14 protein-coding genes are annotated in these 12,940 nt (G+C 45.7%); 13 read left to right on the forward strand and 1 reads right to left on the reverse strand.

What is annotated here, in order from left to right; all coding sequences use genetic code 11:
- Positions 1–25: 25 nt before the first annotated feature.
- The 4 genes from phhA to OCV44_RS17300 all read left to right on the forward strand — a co-directional run bounded on the left by phhA (position 26) and on the right by OCV44_RS17300 (position 2,454).
- On the forward strand, positions 26–820 hold the full coding sequence (gene phhA, locus OCV44_RS17285; protein ID WP_139683640.1) for a phenylalanine 4-monooxygenase: 795 nt from the start codon (positions 26–28) through the stop codon (positions 818–820).
- Positions 810–1,148, forward strand: a complete 339-nt coding sequence (locus OCV44_RS17290) for a 4a-hydroxytetrahydrobiopterin dehydratase (RefSeq protein ID WP_102257696.1) — start codon at positions 810–812, stop codon at positions 1,146–1,148. The genes phhA and OCV44_RS17290 overlap by 11 nt, the downstream gene beginning before the upstream one ends.
- A gap of 283 nt (positions 1,149–1,431) precedes the next feature.
- Positions 1,432–1,641 (forward strand): DUF3283 family protein, encoded by a 210-nt coding sequence (locus tag OCV44_RS17295; protein ID WP_139683639.1) that lies wholly within the window; start codon positions 1,432–1,434, stop codon positions 1,639–1,641.
- Between the two features lie 96 nt (positions 1,642–1,737).
- Entirely contained in the window at positions 1,738–2,454 is a 717-nt protein-coding gene (locus OCV44_RS17300; protein WP_009846045.1) for a YebC/PmpR family DNA-binding transcriptional regulator, read from the forward strand.
- 165 nt (positions 2,455–2,619) lie between these two features.
- Here OCV44_RS17300 and OCV44_RS17305 read toward each other — a convergent pair whose 3' ends face one another.
- Positions 2,620–2,871, reverse strand: coding sequence for a DUF2798 domain-containing protein (locus OCV44_RS17305; protein ID WP_017099503.1), 252 nt, complete (start codon positions 2,869–2,871; stop codon positions 2,620–2,622).
- Between the two features lie 84 nt (positions 2,872–2,955).
- Here OCV44_RS17305 and OCV44_RS17310 point away from each other — a divergent pair, with 84 nt between their 5' ends.
- The 9 genes from OCV44_RS17310 to OCV44_RS17350 all read left to right on the forward strand — a co-directional run bounded on the left by OCV44_RS17310 (position 2,956) and on the right by OCV44_RS17350 (position 12,919).
- Entirely contained in the window at positions 2,956–3,858 is a 903-nt protein-coding gene (locus tag OCV44_RS17310) for a LysR family transcriptional regulator (RefSeq protein WP_139683638.1), read from the forward strand.
- A 12-nt stretch (positions 3,859–3,870) separates the two neighbouring features.
- On the forward strand, positions 3,871–4,746 hold the full coding sequence (locus OCV44_RS17315; protein ID WP_139683637.1) for an NAD(P)-dependent oxidoreductase: 876 nt from the start codon (positions 3,871–3,873) through the stop codon (positions 4,744–4,746).
- Positions 4,747–5,185: 439 nt separating this feature from the next.
- On the forward strand, positions 5,186–6,796 hold the full coding sequence (locus OCV44_RS17320) for a methyl-accepting chemotaxis protein (RefSeq protein WP_139683636.1): 1,611 nt from the start codon (positions 5,186–5,188) through the stop codon (positions 6,794–6,796).
- A gap of 248 nt (positions 6,797–7,044) precedes the next feature.
- The gene (locus OCV44_RS17325; protein WP_139683635.1) at positions 7,045–7,725 is read left to right on the forward strand and encodes a hypothetical protein; all 681 of its coding nucleotides are present in this window, start codon (positions 7,045–7,047) and stop codon (positions 7,723–7,725) included.
- An 86-nt stretch (positions 7,726–7,811) separates the two neighbouring features.
- Complete coding sequence (locus tag OCV44_RS17330) at positions 7,812–8,510, forward strand: ABC transporter ATP-binding protein (protein WP_139683634.1); 699 nt, start codon at positions 7,812–7,814, stop codon at positions 8,508–8,510.
- Entirely contained in the window at positions 8,498–9,796 is a 1,299-nt protein-coding gene (locus tag OCV44_RS17335; protein WP_139683633.1) for an ABC transporter permease, read from the forward strand. The genes OCV44_RS17330 and OCV44_RS17335 overlap by 13 nt, the downstream gene beginning before the upstream one ends.
- Positions 9,789–10,583 carry an outer membrane lipoprotein-sorting protein gene (locus OCV44_RS17340; protein WP_139683632.1) on the forward strand — a complete coding sequence of 265 codons (795 nt, stop codon included), beginning with the start codon at positions 9,789–9,791 and terminating at the stop codon, positions 10,581–10,583. The genes OCV44_RS17335 and OCV44_RS17340 overlap by 8 nt, the downstream gene beginning before the upstream one ends.
- A gap of 9 nt (positions 10,584–10,592) precedes the next feature.
- Positions 10,593–11,885 (forward strand): hypothetical protein, encoded by a 1,293-nt coding sequence (locus tag OCV44_RS17345; protein WP_139683631.1) that lies wholly within the window; start codon positions 10,593–10,595, stop codon positions 11,883–11,885.
- Positions 11,885–12,919, forward strand: a complete 1,035-nt coding sequence (locus tag OCV44_RS17350) for a sensor histidine kinase (protein ID WP_139683630.1) — start codon at positions 11,885–11,887, stop codon at positions 12,917–12,919. Before OCV44_RS17345 ends, OCV44_RS17350 begins: the two co-directional genes overlap by 1 nt.
- Positions 12,920–12,940: the final 21 nt, after the last annotated feature.

A 12,940-nucleotide genomic window follows, 5' to 3' on the forward strand; every position in this document is an offset into this window, starting at 1 on the left:
TGAGACATTCGAAAGGAGGTGTGTAATGACTCAATATCATTCTAAGCCCGTGAGCCAAGAGGGATGGGTTGAGTGGAGCCTCGAAGAAGACGCCATTTGGCACGACTTAGTGAAAAGGCAACTGGACGTCATTAATGACCGCGCATGCGATGCTTATTTGCACGGTTTGACCCTGCTGGATCTGCCATTAGACAGAGTCCCTCAGTTTCCAGAGATAAACAAGGTGCTAATGGAAACAACAGGTTGGCAGGTTCAGCCTGTGCCCGCATTGATCGATTTCGACCGATTCTTTGATTTGCTCGCCAATAAAAAATTCCCAGTTGCGACATTTCTGAGAACGCGAGATGAGTTCGATTACTTACAAGAACCTGATTTCTTTCATGAAATTTTCGGCCACTGTGCCATGCTCACCAATGCCGATTTCGCGGCTTTCACTCAGCATTATGGAAAACTAGGCCAAGCCGCCACATCTAAACAGCGCGCCTATCTTGCCCGTTTGTATTGGTTTACGGTTGAGTTCGGTTTAGTAAAAGAGGGACAAAAACTGAAAATTTATGGCGGTGGTATTCTCTCGTCTCCGGCGGAAACCATGTATGCATTGGGTGGTGATTTGGCGGTTCGTGAGCGGTTCGATCTGCAAACGGTGTTAAGAACGCCTTATCGTATCGACATCATGCAGCCGAAATATTACGTGATCGACGAACTGTCTGAGCTCTTCCAAATCAGTCAGGAAAACCTATTACAGCAAGCTGATCTCGCCATCGACGCGGGGCTACTACCACCACTTTTTGAACCCAAGGAACCAACACATGTTGAATGAACAACAATGCGAAGCCTGCAGTATCGACGCGATTGCCCTAAGTAAAGACGAGCAACAGTCTTTATTGTTGGAGTTGTCTGACTGGCAAATCATCGAAAGAGACAGCATCCCACAGCTTGAGAAGGTGTTTAAGTTTAAGAACTACAAACAAGCGTGGGCATTCAGCAACAAAGTGTCAGAATTGGCGGAAGAAGAGTTTCACCACCCTTCGATCTTACTGGAGTGGGGCAAAGTCACCGTCACTTGGTGGAGCCACTCAATCAAAGGTCTGCACAAAAATGACTTCATCTGCGCCTCACGTTGCGATGTGTTCGCCGTGAGTGAATAGACTTTTGGGGTTCGAGGAGGCGTCTTTCTTGGTTCTGTGATGCGATTATCTAATTATTCGGCTCATTAGGTGAGTCGAATAACTGTTTAAACGGCTCATGGTATGAGTTGAATAAGCGATACTTTCTCATCAAGGGTATAACTTCTCTCAAACTAGCTTGACCTGCATCAGCGACTTGCTGCTTTCTCGTCCTACAACCCCCACTATTGCTCATAGTATTGGTTTTATGAGGCTGCTCTATGATATATTTCTCGGCCAAGCGTATTACAGACGAAGGCTAATAATGTCTATCAACCTTTCACTCCTCCCACCCAGTGAGAAAAATAAAATCGAACTGGATAAGCAAGCATCGTTTCTTGTATGGAAACTGAAGCAAGCGAAATGTGGCCCTGAAGCCATTGTTGAAGAAGCAATGAAGCTAGGTGATCCAGAAGAAAAGACTTGGTTTGAGCAGTCTGTAGAAAAATACAAACGGGTAATGGGTGTCGCATAAACGCAGATAAACCTTACCCAGCAAAGCTGTTGAATTGAAATGACGCAGTAATTTGCTAGAATTTGCACCGTTAATTGAATCAGAGAGAAGATCCCGATGGGAAGAAGTTTTGAAGTGCGCAAGGCCTCAATGGCGAAAACTGCAGGCGCAAAAATTAAAGTTTATTCTAAATACGGTAAAGAGATTTACGTACTGGCTAAGAACGGCAGCTCTGACCCAGACATGAACCTACCTCTTAAGCACCTGATTGCTAAAGCGAAGAAAGACCAAGTACCCGCTCACGTTATCGACAAAGCGATCGATAAAGCGAACGGCGGCGGCGGTGAAGACTTCCAACCAGCTCGTTACGAAGGTTTTGGCCCTGGTGGCACAAGCGTAATCGTAGACTGTTTAACAGACAACGGTAACCGTACTTTCCAAGACGTTCGCCAATGTTTCGTTAAGACTGGCGCGAAAATCGGTGTTGAAGGTACTGTTTCTCATATGTTCGCTCACCAAGCTGTATTCCAGTTTGCTGGCGAAGATGACGAGATCATCCTAGAAACGCTAATGATGGAAGACGTAGACGTGACTGACGTTGAGCTAGAAGACGGTGTTATCACTGTATTCGCTCCAACGACTGAGTTCTTCAAAACGAAGACAGCACTAAACGCTGCGTTCCCAGACCTAACGCTAGACGTTGAGGAAATCACTTTCGTTCCTCAAACAACTACGCCAGTAGCTGAAGAAGATTCTGAGAAATTCCAGAAGTTCTTAGACATGCTTGACGACTGTGATGACGTTCAGCAGGTTTACCACAACGCTGAGCTGTAATATTAATTTATAATTGATAGCTTTGCTCTTGTGAGTAGAATGTAGAATACAAAAAACCGAGCCTAGTGCTCGGTTTTTTTATGGGCGTAATTCAGACGTTTATCCGTGAGCATGACTCTTTGATCGCAGCTTCTAGATCATAGCTCCTAGAACATAAGCCCTTGATCATCGTTCCGTGATCTCAGGCACGCAAAGCGTTCTCGGGCGACAAATCCATGCTGAGAGTTTTCTGATCAAAGGAAGCACGGTGAGGTTGAGCGTGATAGCACACGGCCAAGCAATGAAAAAGCTTTGCAGCCAGATTGGCGGCCACTCGGGGCTGAATCCCATTTTGTAGCCAGAAATTAACCCAGACATGATAGTCGCCATGGTCAGGGAGGATAAAATCGCGGTTACCCAAAATTGTTTGTTGTTCATACTGTGTTCTCCCGTGATTTTCTGTTGTTGATGAGATAAGGTTACATCTATCCATTAATGAGAAAAATAGGCACATATAGAAGTATGAATTCCATATTTGGAAACATTGATGATCTGTTCTTATTCTGTGCAGTGGTTGAAGAGGGCTCTTTGCTATCGGCTTCTAAACGGCTGCAACTCCCAGTGTCGACTATGTCGCGTAGGCTAACCGCATTGGAAGATCGCCTGAATATCCGACTTTTAGAAAAGAAAGGTCGTGAGCTGGTGGCCACCAAAGACGGCGAGGCGGCCTTTTCTGCACTGAGCAGCGGCATGGAGTCGATTCATCAGGGCTTTAATAGCTTGCTAGAAGAGCGTGACGCTATTCAAGGCAAGATAAAGCTCGCCGTACCTCACAACTTCTATAGTGGCTTTTTAAGGTCGATGGTAGAGCAATTCCTCACTCAATATCCGAACGTTCAGCTTGACCTTACCTTGAGCCAACAACAGTTCATTCCGCAGACAGACCGTGATTTACTGATCACGTTTAAGATCTCAGAGATGGAAGGCATGATTGCTCGTCCACTTTTCAAAGCCAAACACGGATTTTTCGCGAGCCAAGAATACTTGGATTCGCGTGCAACAATAGAAAAGCCGGACGACCTAGAGCTTCAGGACTGGATCAACGTTGATGATGTGTTTGATATTCCACTCTACAAATCCGACCGCTTGGAACAGATGATCACGATTAAGCCCAAGTTCATTGTCAACGATATTCATGCGGTAGCGGCCGCGGCGCAAAAAGGCTTGGGGCTTGCTTCATTGCCTTTTCGTCATGTATCCCCCGAGATGAATTTGATTCAAGTGCTCCCTGAGTATCATCGGGGTGATCGCCAAGCGTATTTAGTGTACAAAGAAAGAAAATATCAGCCAAAGGCTTTGACCCTGCTTATTGATGCGTTGATTGAGAGTGTTCGATCTTTCCATAGCGATGGCTTGGTCAAATAAAAGGAGAAAGAAATGAAAGTTAGTTTTATCGGGCTAGGCGTTATGGGTTTCCCAATGGCAGGCCACTTAGTCAAAGCCGGTTTTGAAGTAACGGTATTTAACCGCACTCACAGCAAAGCATTAGACTGGGCTGATAAACACCAATGTAAAGCGGCAGAATCTGTGGCTGAGTGTGTGGCAGAAGCTGACGTGGTATTGGTTTGCGTGGGCAACGATGATGACGTTCGCAGCATGACAACCAGCGAAACAGGCGCTCTGGCTGCAATGAAGTCAAACGCGATTCTTGTTGATCACACCACAACGTCTGCGGTTCTGTCTGAAGAGCTTGAAGTGGCAGCGAAGAAAGCGGGTGTTCGTTTTATGGATGCACCAGTATCTGGTGGCCAAGCGGGTGCAGAAAACGGCGTGTTAACCATCATGTGTGGCGGCGAACAAGCGCTATTCAATGACCTTCAACCTGTGTTCGAAGCTTACGGTAAATCGTCAGTTCTTATGGGTAAAGTCGGCCAAGGCCAACGTGCAAAAATGGTTAATCAGATCTGCATTGCAGGCGTATTGAACGGCTTATCTGAAGGCTTAGTACTTGCAGAGAAATCAGGTTTGGATATCCAAACGCTAGTTGATTGCCTTAAAAACGGCGCAGCAGGTTCATGGCAGATGGAAAACCGCGCCACCACAATGGCGCAAGACAAGTTCGATTTCGGCTTCGCCATTGATTGGATGATCAAAGACTTAGGTTTCTGCCTAGATGAAGCAGAACGCCAAGGCATCCAACTTCCTTTGACGGAAAAGACCAACAACGCATACAAGGCACTGTCTGCCCAAGGACAAGGCCGCATGGATACATCAGTATTGATGAAAGCCGTCGTTGAAGAGACTAAGAAGTAGAAGAGACGAAAAAGTAGAAGAAACTAAGAAATAGAAGAGTTTGAATAGTAGACGAGATTAAGTAGAGAGACTAAATCTCGTCGAAGCTTCGTTCTGTTTTGACAAAATAGCCGCTAACTAGCGGCTATTTTTTATTTTTAATCAAAAAGAAAATAACATATTTTTCAACAATGTAAGTGGTTGTAAGCTTGTTTTGGTTGAAAGTCCATCAGCACCGTTCGTGTGCTGCGAGATCTGTATCAATTTCACTTCACTCTATGCTGTGAATTGTTTAATTGTTTGAATTATATTGCCATTTCATTACAAAATAGTTGAGAAATGATCACTGCCTGAACTGATCTGTTAGGTGGTAGGGTTATAAGTCAATGATAAAATAATAAAAAAACGTGATATAATTATCATTATTAGTAAATTATCATAAATTATTTTTCAGGATTATATGAAATCAATATCAACAAAGCTTCTTCTAGTTCCACTGCTCTTTTCTATCTTTTTAGTGGTAAGCAACTTAAAAAGCGAAGCTACCTCAAATGAGGTTATGGACAGTTTTCACTCTGTGTACGAGGACCGAGTCATTCCGTTATCTGATTTGAAAAGTATTTCTGATTTGTATGCGGTAAGTGTGATTGATGCGGCGAATAAATACCATGTGGGAATGATAGAGCAGGCGGCTTTTTATTCTGGTGTTTCTGTTGCGATGAAAGAGGCTCATGAGCTATTCCTTCATTATCTGGCAACGCAGCTAACAAGAGAAGAAGAGGGGTTGGCAAAAGAGCTTCAACTTAAAATAGATAAGGTGGAGCGAGAAGTACCATTAATTCTTGATAAACATAGAAATATGATGATTGATGATTCTGAGATGATCACTCAGCTTTATATCCTTGTCGATGATATGGGAGGTGTTCTTGGTGAATTGATCTCATTGCAATTGGACGTCGCTAAGGAAGAATTAGCCCATTCTGATTCAGTATTAGAGTCGAACTCTTCTTTCTCATGGTGGCTGGTTCTTTTCTCTTCTATCGTTGCTTCTGGCTCATCTTATTTCCTAGTGAAAAGAGAATTAAGAAATTTACCATTGATCGTAAATTGGATTAAAGCCCTTGAGAATGGACGTTTATCGGACGTTAAATTGAAAGAGGGTGGAAATGAGCTCGACACTATTTCAGATTCTTTGTCTCAATTGTCTGCAAAATTGAATGATATCCTGTCACAGGCAGGTGTAAGCATGAATTCAATTAACCAAAAGCAAGAAGAGTCTTTGGCTCTGATAGAGAGATCCCAGAGCAACTCTTTGAATGAATTATCATCGGTAGAGCAAATCGCGACGGCCGCGACTGAGTTATCTTCAACAGCGAGAGACGTTGCTGACAACGCACAAAGAGCTGAGCAGTCAGCGATGGAAGCGAATGACATTATTCAGATGAGCCATGGAACATTGAAAAACTCAACTGACACGACAGAAGAAATTTCTGAATCAATATCAGAAACTCAGACGGTCGTGAATTTACTTAGAGAGCACTCAGAGCGTATCAGCAGTGTTGTTGAGGTGATTAAGAACATCTCTGAGCAAACTAACTTGTTAGCGCTTAATGCTGCGATTGAAGCGGCTAGAGCCGGTGAGCAAGGAAGAGGATTTGCTGTTGTTGCTGATGAAGTAAGAGCCTTGGCAGGGAAAACGCAGCAGTCCACTATCGATATTCAAGAAATCATTGCGCAGTTACAAGACCAATCTAAGCAAGCGGATGAATCTATGGTGAAAAACGTCGAGTTGATGCGCTTAACAAAGTCTACCACTGATGAGCTTGCTCAATCTTTTCATTCGATATCAGAAAAGGTTTTAAGCATTTCTGAAGTGAATGCCATCGTTGCGACGGCATCAGAAGAGCAAAGTGCAGTTACGACAGATATATCGACACAGCTTGAAAATATGAACGTACTGGTTCAACAAAATATTGAAGGCATTGATCAATCAGCTCAAGCAAACCAAAGCGTTGTTGAAGTGACGAAAGAACTCAACTCAGAACTAAGCTATTTTAAGCTAGATAAATAACCAGTCGATGCTAGTGTGCTTTTTCTTTAGAAATTAAGCACCCTTGATCTAGATGTAGTAATTTAGACCACGACAAGATAGCCGCCATTGCGCGGCTATTTTTTTGTCTGTAGGTTTGTTTCTCTTTCACCATTCACACCGCCTCTCAACCATTCACTCCTCGTTATTACCATTCGTCGCATTGATAAAACGGCATGACAAATTCTCGTTAACCTTTCAACGTCAACATTTGAAAGGGATTAGAAATCATGACTACTTCACACTCATTTAATTTAGGCTCTACCTCTTCTCTGCTTAAGCGTTCACTACTGATTGCACTTGTTTCATTCGCACCCACTTTGGCGCAGGCGAACCCAAGTTCAGATGTGCTCGATATCTACAACCAAGCGGCACAAGGCAATGAAGACTTGGTTGAGGTGGCTTATGAACGCCTGAATGACACGCTGCAACAAGACGGTGCTACGCCACTGACTTTGGTTTACCTAGGTAGCACCGAAACCTTGATGGGGCGTGATGCGTTTTTGCCTTGGAACAAGATGAAGTATGTGGAAAAAGGCTTATCAACCATTGATAAATCACTAGTGCTTCTTAAAGACGAAGACCAACCGATTCATGAGCAACCTCGTGTTCAAGGGCTACCAGACTCTTACCTAACTCGCGCCATGGCTGCGGTGACTTACACCTCTCTACCAGACATGTTTAACCATTTCGATCGTGGCTATGACCTGTTCCTCTCGTTACTTGCGGAAGATGATTTCCAGCAACAACACTTCGCTGCGACCTCGTGGATTTACCGTTACGCAATCACGGCGTCGATTCGTGCTGAAGATCTTAAGCAAGCACAGGTGTGGCTTGAAAAAATGGAAACTGCCGATGCTGGCAATATCGAAACTATGACTGCGAAGGCCCTAATAGCGAAAGCCAAATAACCGTTGCGAATGCTAAATAGTGGTTTACTAAAGCTCATTAACAACTGCGAACGCTTAAGAATGATGGGTAATCAGAGGACAACGAAATGATTGAATTTAAAGGTATCGGCAAAGCGTATGTGACTGGCGGTCAACGTGTTGATGCATTAAACGGGGTCGGTGGACACATCCAACGCGGTGAAATGGTGGCGTTGTGTGGCCCTTCTGGGTCAGGGAAAAGCACACTGTTGAACATCCTTGGTTTGTTGGATATGGACTATCGAGGTGAGATAAACATTGATGGCCAACCGTACCCAACAGAGCAGATCGCCGCTGCACGTTTTCGTTGTCAGTCGTTGGGTTTTGTGTTTCAACGCTTCAATCTGGTTCCGGTGATGACAGCCCTCGAAAACGTCGCTTACCCATTGATGTTGAACCAATGCTCGAAACAAGAACAGCAGACCAGAGCACAACATATGCTGGAGCGTGTTGGATTGGGGGATTATGTTCATCATCGCCCAGATAATCTTTCTGGAGGCCAACAGCAACGTGTCGCGATAGCCAGAGCGTTGATTCACAACCCAAGCTTGGTGATTGCCGATGAGCCGACCGCGAGCCTAGACAGTCACACTGCCAACCTTGTGATCGACATTATGAAAGAGCTCGGTCACGAAATGGGCACGACTTTTATCGTCGCAACGCACGACCCAAGAATGGCGCAGCGCTGCGATCGAGTCATTGAACTTATCGACGGTCAACTGGCGCCACAAGATACAACCACGGAGGCGATCTCATGGGCAAGTTAACACAAAGAATGAGCTCGTTTTTACTTCCAACCTCGGTGCGTTTGGCGTGGCTTAATCTATTAAGAAATGGTCGCCGTAGTCTACTCTCGGTGTTGATTATCGCGATTGCGGTATTTGCGCTGACCAGTGCTGGTGGTTATGGGCTTTACACCTACGAATCTTTGAGAGAATCGACCGCGCGCGATACTGGTCATCTTACTTTGAGCACGCCGGGATATTTTGAACAAGATGAAGACATGCCGCTGAGCAATGGTCTGGACAACGTTCAAGCGCTAACCAAGAGCATCATTGGCGATAGTGATGTGCGTGGTGTGCAGCCGCGAGTCTATTTTAGTGGCTTGGTTTCTAATGGCAGCAAGTCGACCATTTTTATGGGAACGGGCGTGAATGAGCGTGAGTTCGACATGAAAGGGCCGTTCCTTGATGTGCGCAGTGGGCAAACTCTCTCTGATGTGAGATCTCCAAGATACGATAGCCAAGAGCCACAAGTGATGCTGGGAACTGATCTTGCTCGTAACCTCAAAGTTGCCGTTGGTGATTGGGTGACACTGCTTGCCACCACCAGTGATGGTGCTTTGAATGCTTTTGATTTTAAGGTGCAGGGTATCTATTCGACGGGTGTGCCTGAGCTGGATAAGCGTCAGCTGTATGTTCATATCACCACCGCTCAAGAGCTTTTGGCCTCAGATAAAGTCAGTACCTTGTCGGTGTTCCTATTTGAAACCAGCAAGACCTCTACTGTTCAACAGCGTATTCAAACTGCTTTAGATCGAAATAGCGCGAGCCAAAGCGATCAAGGCACAGAGATTGAGATCACCCCATGGCAAGATCGTGCGTTTTTCTACACCAAGGTTAAAGATCTTTACGACCGGATCTTCGGCATCATGGGTGCTGTCATGGCGTTGGTGGTGTTCGTGTCGCTGTTTAACACCATGACCATGTCGGTGACGGAACGCACTCGTGAAATCGGCACCTTGTCGGCACTGGGTAGTTACCCCTCTGAAATTGTCGCAGGCTTTTTAAAAGAGGCGGGGTTACTGGCACTGATTGGCAGTGCAATAGGCGCAATCGTGAGTGGCTTAGTGTCGGTGTTATTGCTGGTGGTTGATATACAAATGCCACCACCTCCGGGTCGAAGCGAAGGCTACCCACTCAACATTTACTTCTCATTAGAATTGGTTGGTTACGCCACCTTAGGTGTGCTGACGATATGTTTGCTGGCTGCTTATTTCTCTGCTCACAAAGGCGTGAATAAGCCAATCACGGAGGCACTGGTTTATGTGTAAATTAACTCGTTCATTCAATACCTTGGGGTTGGCTTTCGCGTTGGGCTTTGTGTTGGTTCTAGCATCAACTCCAAGCTGGGCAGTCGATTCACAACAAGTTACCGAGATGATTGCCAAGGCGGATAGCTACCGATTGAACAGTGCACAAGCCTCTAAGGTAGTGTCTTTGGTGGCGCTGTATCAAGACGAACAACTGGATAAAACCCGTGAATACAACGTCTACACAAGGCCAAACCGAGAGTCGTTAGTGGTGTTCAAATCAGCCGTCGAAGCTGGGCAAAAGATGCTGATGATTGAAGATAATTATTGGTTGTTGATGCCGAAATCGCGCCGTCCAATTCGTATCACACCGATGCAAAAACTATTGGGTGAAGCCTCGGTGGGCGATATCTCGACACTGACGTGGAGCGAAGACTACCAAGGTGAGTGGGTTGCCGAGCAACAAGTTGAGATGCCGACTGGCGAGACACTCGATACCCATCACTTAAAGCTTGCGGCGAAAACCAAGGGGGCGAGTTACCAGTCGATTGAACTGTGGTTAACAGCAGACCGTGCATTCCCAGTTAAAGCGGATCTGTATCTGCGCTCAGGAAAGCTAGCCAAGCAAGCTTGGTTTACTGAAGGCGTGCGTGATGGATTACCAACAGTGGTGTCGATGACCTTGCTCGATAAGATTCAGCCAAGCAAGAAAACCGTGATTGAGTATCGCGAGGTGAGCGATCAAAGCTTGGCTGATAAGTACTACAACCCTGCGTATCTATCGCGTAACAGCGTGTCTGGGCTGTAGGTGGACGTCATGAAAGCTTCTAATCGCCGATTCCACATCAAGTCTTCAATCGCTACTTTGCTTGCCTTGTCTTGCGTGAGTAACAAGCTTCAAGCGGATGATCTGAGCTTGGCGTGGGACTGGCAACTGAGTGCAGAAGCCGTTGAATCGAGAGAGTCGCCATTCAGCCCTTTAGCGTCTGATAATCGTCAGTCTTTCAATGGCTTGCTGGATCTAGAGGTGGGATATAACAATTGGCTTGGTCTGTTCGCAGTGAAAGCCAACGATATTCTAAGCAACAACCCTCAACAACAAGAGGCGAGCTTTGAATCGGAATTCATTGTGCGTGAGTTGTTTTGGCAAGGTGGTGTTGAACTGTCTAATTCAGTCGTTGGTGATCACTACCTCGATGTCACGCTTGGCAAGGTTCGTTTGGATTGGGGCGTGGGTTATGGCTACCGACCTTTAGACATCATCAAGCCTTATCGACAAAACCCGGTGGGTATTGTCGCAGAGGAAGGTGCGGGTGTGGCCTCTGCGTCACTGTTCGATATGACGGGTGAGTGGACACTGCTTTACAGCGATTCATCATGGACTTCCCAAGATGTAAATGAATTCGAAAAGCTGAATCAGCAGCAAGGCTTTGGCTTACGTCGTTACAATTTAGTGGGCGATCACGAATATCAATGGGTCGCCTATTATGACGATGTGCGCCACGGCTTACTTGGGGCGAGTTTGGTTTCGGTATTAAACCTCGCGTGGGAGTTTCATGGCTCGGTGGTCTATCAACGACAAAGCCTTGGCTACAGTCAGCCCAACTCACTGCTTAAACAGGTTTATCTTGAAGACCAGGGCGAAGCTTATCAAGCGTTGGCAGGACTAACATGGGCCAATGACACTGGCCACAATGTGGTGTTGGAATATTGGTTTGATAGCCGTGCTTGGAGTCATTCTGAGTGGAAAAGCGCAATAGAAAGTGCCGAGTCATTGTCGGTTAATCCGATGACAGCATCACTGGCTGGTTCTTACGCTCAAGGTTATCAACACGCTAATTTGGTTCAACACAACATCATGTTTCACTGGTCATTGGATTCGACACATGGCTGGCTTGAAGATATCACGCCGACATTCGATGTCATGTTGTCTCCACAAGACGGCGGCTTTATTGCTACCCAGTGGCTCAACTATCAGGCGTTAGATAATGGCAATTCATCGTTGGATTTGGAACTTGCTGCACGCTTTCTAGGCGGTAAAAGTGATTCTGCTTACGCCAACTTACCCGATAGTCATATGATTCTTTTAAATATCAAAGGACGATTTTAATGAACACTTCTTCAAACAGTCAGTTTTCATGGATTAAAAGCTTCACGCTGACCACTCTGTTTTGTTTCGTCATCGCCATCACCACCCAGACAATTTGGGGCGGAGACCTTGTGGTTAACCTCGCGATAAGCTTTGGTTTTGGTTATAGCGCCGTGGGTTCTTCTTTCATCTTAGTGAAGTTGTTCAAGAGAACATCCAGAACGCTTGAAGTGGGCATCTCAATGGTGTTCGCGATGACCTTTGGTACCTTGAACGCGCACTATTGGCTGAACGGATATTTCGGAGCCAATATTTCTGACCTTAAATCTGTCGTGTTGCTCGGTGTGATCTTCTGTTCGGTTTGCTATTACTACTTCTATACACGAGAGCAACAACTACGCGCTGATAACGAATTGGAAGTGGCCAAGCGTCGTCAGGCCGATCAAGAAAAGGTGGTGGTACTGAGTCAGCTTAAGCAACTGCAAAGCCAAATTGAACCGCACTTCTTGTTCAACACACTTGCGACCATCAATGTGTTGATTGAGAGTGATAGCGCGAAAGCTAAGTTGATGCTCGAAAAACTCACCGACTTGCTGCGTGTGACTTTGAAAAACAGCCGCACCGAGCAATCGACCATCGCACAAGAGGTCGACTTGTTAGACGCTTATCTTAATATCCAAAAGATACGCTTGGGTGAGCGCTTAACGTTCTCGATTGAAACACACGAGATTAGCAATTTACAGGTGATTCCACCGTTCTTGATTCAACCCTTGGTCGAGAATGCACTCACGCACGGCATCGAACCCAAAGCCGCCGGTGGCCAAGTGAATATTCGTATTACTCAACAAGCCGAGCAGTTGAAGATTGAAGTGTCAGACAGTGGCGCTGGGTTGAAAACGTCCTGTGCGAATACGGGGCACGGTGTTGGGTTAAGCAATATTCGTCAAAGAATCGAAACCCTTTATGGCGATAAGGCGAGCCTAATGATTACTGAACACGCTGAAGGCGGGGTAGTCTCGACGATCTTGTTACCGCTGACTGACGCAGTTGTCTAGAACGACACACCAGAAAGTACA

This window comes from Vibrio tasmaniensis, from assembly GCF_024347635.1.
Classification (GTDB): Bacteria; Pseudomonadota; Gammaproteobacteria; order Enterobacterales; family Vibrionaceae; genus Vibrio; species Vibrio tasmaniensis.

Bases quoted from the DNA above. Each gene is read 5' to 3' on its own strand.
- phhA (WP_139683640.1), top strand. From the start codon at position 26: ATGACTCAATATCATTCTAAGCCCGTGAGCCAAGAGGGATGGGTTGAG.
- OCV44_RS17290 (WP_102257696.1), top strand. From the start codon at position 810: ATGTTGAATGAACAACAATGCGAAGCCTGCAGTATCGACGCGATTGCC.
- OCV44_RS17295 (WP_139683639.1), top strand. From the start codon at position 1,432: ATGTCTATCAACCTTTCACTCCTCCCACCCAGTGAGAAAAATAAAATC.
- OCV44_RS17300 (WP_009846045.1), top strand. From the start codon at position 1,738: ATGGGAAGAAGTTTTGAAGTGCGCAAGGCCTCAATGGCGAAAACTGCA.
- OCV44_RS17305 (WP_017099503.1), bottom strand. From the start codon at position 2,871: ATGAACAACAAACAATTTTGGGTAACCGCGATTTTATCCTCCCTGACC.
- OCV44_RS17310 (WP_139683638.1), top strand. From the start codon at position 2,956: ATGAATTCCATATTTGGAAACATTGATGATCTGTTCTTATTCTGTGCA.
- OCV44_RS17315 (WP_139683637.1), top strand. From the start codon at position 3,871: ATGAAAGTTAGTTTTATCGGGCTAGGCGTTATGGGTTTCCCAATGGCA.
- OCV44_RS17320 (WP_139683636.1), top strand. From the start codon at position 5,186: ATGAAATCAATATCAACAAAGCTTCTTCTAGTTCCACTGCTCTTTTCT.
- OCV44_RS17325 (WP_139683635.1), top strand. From the start codon at position 7,045: ATGACTACTTCACACTCATTTAATTTAGGCTCTACCTCTTCTCTGCTT.
- OCV44_RS17330 (WP_139683634.1), top strand. From the start codon at position 7,812: ATGATTGAATTTAAAGGTATCGGCAAAGCGTATGTGACTGGCGGTCAA.
- OCV44_RS17335 (WP_139683633.1), top strand. From the start codon at position 8,498: ATGGGCAAGTTAACACAAAGAATGAGCTCGTTTTTACTTCCAACCTCG.
- OCV44_RS17340 (WP_139683632.1), top strand. From the start codon at position 9,789: ATGTGTAAATTAACTCGTTCATTCAATACCTTGGGGTTGGCTTTCGCG.
- OCV44_RS17345 (WP_139683631.1), top strand. From the start codon at position 10,593: ATGAAAGCTTCTAATCGCCGATTCCACATCAAGTCTTCAATCGCTACT.
- OCV44_RS17350 (WP_139683630.1), top strand. From the start codon at position 11,885: ATGAACACTTCTTCAAACAGTCAGTTTTCATGGATTAAAAGCTTCACG.